Origin of the sequence: Pseudarthrobacter sp. AG30 (assembly GCF_003116525.1) — a bacterium.
In the GTDB taxonomy this organism is placed as follows: Bacteria; Actinomycetota; Actinomycetes; order Actinomycetales; family Micrococcaceae; genus Arthrobacter.
In genome coordinates this window covers 1-4552 of sequence record NZ_QEHL01000021.1, presented here as the reverse complement: position 1 = coordinate 4552, position 4552 = coordinate 1, and the positions used below count along the sequence as shown (strand labels likewise).

Here is a 4552-nt window from a genome sequence, read left to right as displayed (position 1 = left end):
TTCCAGGCCGTTCAGAAGGGGGTTTTCGCCGCTATCTTTCCGCATCAGCGGCGGCGACTCAGAAAACAATACACGCCCACCAACCCCACCGCAAATCCAGGAACAGGGGGCTCCGCACACTGCCGGAAACCGCGAATTTCCGCGGTTTCCGGCAATAATGACCGTGCCCTCTCAGTGCCTTCGAGGGTTTGGAGCCGATGTCGGGTGGCTCACATTCCCGGAGTGGCCTCAGCCGTGGACTTGGAGGAGGACCTCAAACTCAGCTTCGCGGGGCTTCAGCCGGTAGGGCTCCAGGACGCCGGGACCACAGGCCGCCGTGCCAACACCCCGCCGGGCGTGATCAATGTAAACATAGCTGCGTCCATCCGGAACGAGGTCGGGACGATGCGTCGCTGCTGCGAGGACGTCCATGCCGTAGGGCCTGACGGTCAGGGCAAAGGGCTCTCCGGAGAGTTGCAGCTGCTTGCCGCCGGTTTCAAGAACCGCCTGCCGTACGGAGCCGCGCGCCCCGGACTCCTGCGGCCGGACATAATCAACATCCCAGCCGGCGAGCGGCAACTCGAACCACCCCACCCGCGCTCCCTGGCCGGTGTCGGGGTAACTCTGGTGCGGTCCCTGCCCGAACCAGTTCACCGTGGTTGTCTCGGCCGCCAGGACCAGTTCCAGCCCGATTCGCGCCCATTCGATGTCGAAGCCGGCGTTGACCCAGTCCCCTGCCGGCTTAACGCGGGTGCGCAGTGCCAATGCTCCGGAGTTGCTGGTCCACAGGTAATCAACCAGTACTCCGTACTGCTTGTCCGCAATGCCAACGCGGGTGCTGACACGGAGTTGTTCCCCGCCCCCTGCCGCGGGTTCTGCCGTAATGCCCAACAGGCGTGTGTGGAGGCGGTCCAGACCTGCGTCCTTCCACTGGGTGGCAAGCGGCCGCTCGTCGGTGCTCCCCCATTCCCGGCCCAGGTCGTTGTCAGTGGGTGCCCACCACAGGACCAGCCCCAGTTTGTCGACAGGAAGGCCGCCGATGGACGTGGGCATGCCGGTGGCCCGGCTGAACCGGGCGTTGCCAAGTTTCAGCTCGTCGTCCATGACCTCGACACCGTCCACGGCGATCAGCCGGGGATCCTGGGTCCCAAAACGGGCCGCCTGGCCCCAGGCGACCTCGTGGCCGGCCCCTGCCCAGGCCGTATCGGAAGCAAGCACCGCGCTCACCGTCAGCACGGCAGACTGGCTGGATGCCGGCGCGGCAGCATACCGGGCAATCTCCGTCGGCAGCTCGACGACGGCCTCGGACTGGGGCGCTATCGGCGCAACGGCCACGGACCCCTCCACCTGGGTGTCGCCGTCGGCCACAACTGTGTACCGGAAGCTGAAGGCGGACGTGTCCGCAAAGTCCTGGCCGTTCCGCACGGTGAAGCGGGCCCAATCCTGCCCGACCTCTATGCGCAGCGGCTCGATGACCTTCTTGAAGTCCAGCAGCCCGGGGCGGGGCTTCCGGTTGGCGTCAACCAAGCCGTCAGTGACGAAGTTTCCATCGTGGATCTCTTCGCCAAAATCCCCGCCGTAGGCGAAGTGTTCGCTGCCATCCGCGTCCGTCACGGTGATGCCATGCTCCAGCCACTCCCACACGAAGCCGCCCATCAGCCGTGGGAATTTGTCGAACAGTTCCTGGTATTCGCTCATGCCACCGGGCCCGTTGCCCATGGCATGGACGTATTCGCAGAGCACGAACGGCATGGCGCGGCGCCTGGCGTCCAGTTCGGCGTTCTCGAGGGGCGGTTCGATTCCTTGGCCGATCAGCGCCGTCTCGGCCTGGCTGGCATACATCCGGGAGTAGACGTCAACGTCGGGCGAAGACCAGTCGCCTTCGTAGTGGATGGGGCGCGACGGGTCGCGGTCCTTGGCCCAGCGCGACATGGCGGCAAGGTTCCGGCCCGTGCCAGCCTCGTTGCCGAGCGACCACATGATGACTGACGGATGGTTCTTGTCGCGTTCCACGGTCCGCTCCATCCGGTCCACCAGGGCTTCCTCCCACTGCGGATCGTCGCTGGGGTTCTGCGCCCATCCGGCCCCCACGAATCCATGCGTCTCGAGGTCGCATTCGAGGACCACATAGAACCCGAGCTGGTCTGCCAGGGCGAGGAATTCCGGATGCGGCGGGTAATGCGAGGTGCGGATCGCGTTGATGTTGTGTTGCTTCATCAACCGCAGTTCCGCCTCCACCACATCCCGCGGCACCACGCGGCCCAGCCTGGGATGGTGTTCATGGCGGTTTACGCCGCGAAGCAGGATGCGCCGGCCGTTGACTTTGAACTGGGCGTCTTCGATGGTGATGCTTCGGAATCCCACCTGCACGGATGCTGTCTCACCGGGGGTGCTGACGGTGGCGTCATACAGGCGCGGCTGCTCCGCCGACCACGGCTCCACGCCCGGGACAGTATGTTGGGCCCCGGCGGGGAGTTCCAGACCGAGTTCAGGGATGCGGACGACGGCGTCAATCGCCTTGCCTGCCCGGGTCACCTCGACCCTCAGCGTGCCGTTACCCGTCGCGTGGTCGTAGTCCGCGTGGACGAACAGATCGTCGAGGCCGTCAGCGGGCCGCGCTTGGAGGGTCACGTCCCGGAAGATCCCCGGAAGCCACCACATGTCCTGGTCCTCCACATAGCTCGCGGCGGAGAACTGGGCCACCCGCACCGCCAGGGTGTTGGCGCCTTCCACCAGGATGCCGGACACGTCGAATTCGTGGGCCAGCCTGCTGCCGCGGGTGGTTCCGAGTTCAACACCGTTCAGCCATACCGTCCCGGCGTTGTCGATGCCGTCGAACCGCAACAGCGCGTGCGGGAAGAACTCCGGGCCCGCCTGGAAGGTCACCAGGTGGTCACCGATGGGGTTGGCTTCCTGGACGAACGGCGGTTCCACGGCGAAGGGGAACTGGACATTGGTGTAGGCCGGGGATCCGTGGCCGTGCATGCTCCAGCTGGAAGGGACAGGCAGCGGGACGAAACCGGCCAGGTGCGTGCCGTGCTGCCACCCGTCGTGGGGCGCAGTCCGGATTCCAGGGCTCAGCCTGAACTGCCAGTCACCGTTGAGGGACAGCCTGGGCGCGTCAGTTGCCAGGTAGGAGCGCGCGGGCAGGCTTCCGCGTCCCGGCGCCAGCGAGGCCAACTCCCGGACCTCTTCCTGGCCAAGCTCCAGGTTGGGGGTGGAGTGTGTGGCGCCGCGGGGGTCCTGGCCGCCATCAGTGGCGGCGGGGGTGTGGAGTGCCATGGTCTTCCTTGCTGCAGGTGTGGTTGACGGGGCTGCGTGAACGTTCACGCGAATGCGGTTAAAGCCTATCCGCTGCGCGCGCCTTTGAGTAGGGGCCTAGGCGGACTGGCGAAGGACCAGCTCGTGCCGAAGGATCAGATGGGCCTCGGTCCCGCCTTCCGCGAGCGAGCCCGAGAGGAGTCCTTCGAGGAGGCCGACGGCGGCACGTCCGACGGCTCGCAGGTCCAGTGCGAGGGTGGTCAGCTCAGGGGTGAGCAGTTCTCCGAGCGGTATCCCGTCCATTCCGATGACTGCGCAGTCGCCCGGCACGGCGTTGCCGGAGGCCTGCAAGGCTTTAAGCGCACCGGCGGCCATGAGGTCGTTGAAGGCAAGGATCCCGTCAACGGGTTCTGCTCGGCCAGCCAGGAGGGCCACGGCCGCCTTGGCGGCGGCCGCGGAGGGCTCGGCCTGGAAGCGGGTGAGCTGCATTCCCGCTTCCTCGGCGACGGCTGCTGCTGCCGCGCTCCGACTGCCGGCAGGCGCTCCCTGGTTCGAGTCCAAGAAGGCGACGTTCGTGCAACCCCTGCCGGCAAGGTGCGCAAGTGCCAGCCTCGCGGCGTGGTGGTAGTCGAACGAGATGCGGCCGGCGGTTCCCGCGTCCGGTGAGTCCAGGGCGACGACGGGCCGGCGGCCCATTAGCGCCTGCGCCTCGTCCGCGTGTGGCGCGAGGTAGCCAATAAGGGCGTCCACCTGGGGTGCGAGCCTGGCAGCGGCGTCGGCGGCACTGCCGGTTCCGTGCCCGTAGTCATCAACCACGACGTTCCAGCCGCGCCCGGTGGCTGCCTCCACCACGCTGGACGCAAACGCGGGGAAGTATGGGTTGGTCAGGTCCGGGATAGCGAGGCCAATCGATACCTTCGCTCCCTGGACCAACCCCTTGGCGAAGCGGCTGGGGCTGTAGCCCAGCTCCGAAGCGATCCTTTGGACGCGTTCACGGGTCTCGGGGCTGATCCCGGCCATGTCGTTCATGGCACGGGTTACGGTTTGCCGGGAGACGCCGGAGGCAGCGGCAACATCGAGGATGGTGGCCCGCTTGCCCTTGGGGCCCGTGCTTCGGGGAGTCATAGACGGTAAGTCTAGGTGGTGTTTTTAAATGTGGGAGGCCCCAACCGTGTTGGTTGGGGCCTCGACCAATGTGTGTCCGGCGGTGTCCTACTCTCCCACACCCTCCCGGGTGCAGTACCATCGGCGCTGTGGGTCTTAGCTTCCGGGTTCGGAATGGGACCGGGCGTTTCCCCCACGCTATGACCGC

General features: G+C 66.5%; 2 protein-coding genes and 1 rRNA gene. All 3 read right to left on the bottom strand.

The features are described from left to right. Positions 1–228: 228 nt before the first annotated feature. Positions 229–3261, bottom strand: coding sequence for a glycoside hydrolase family 2 TIM barrel-domain containing protein (locus DC347_RS17780; RefSeq protein WP_109863884.1), 3033 nt, complete (start codon positions 3259–3261; stop codon positions 229–231). A gap of 96 nt (positions 3262–3357) precedes the next feature. Further along, complete coding sequence (locus DC347_RS17775; RefSeq protein ID WP_018763981.1) at positions 3358–4365, bottom strand: LacI family DNA-binding transcriptional regulator; 1008 nt, start codon at positions 4363–4365, stop codon at positions 3358–3360. A 74-nt stretch (positions 4366–4439) separates the two neighbouring features. After that, positions 4440–4552 (bottom strand): 5S ribosomal RNA (gene rrf / locus DC347_RS17770); the annotation flags it as partial.

Coding starts and splice junctions, on each gene's coding strand:
- DC347_RS17780 (WP_109863884.1), bottom strand. CDS start 3,261: ATGGCACTCCACACCCCCGCCGCCACTGATGGCGGCCAGGACCCCCGC.
- DC347_RS17775 (WP_018763981.1), bottom strand. CDS start 4,365: ATGACTCCCCGAAGCACGGGCCCCAAGGGCAAGCGGGCCACCATCCTC.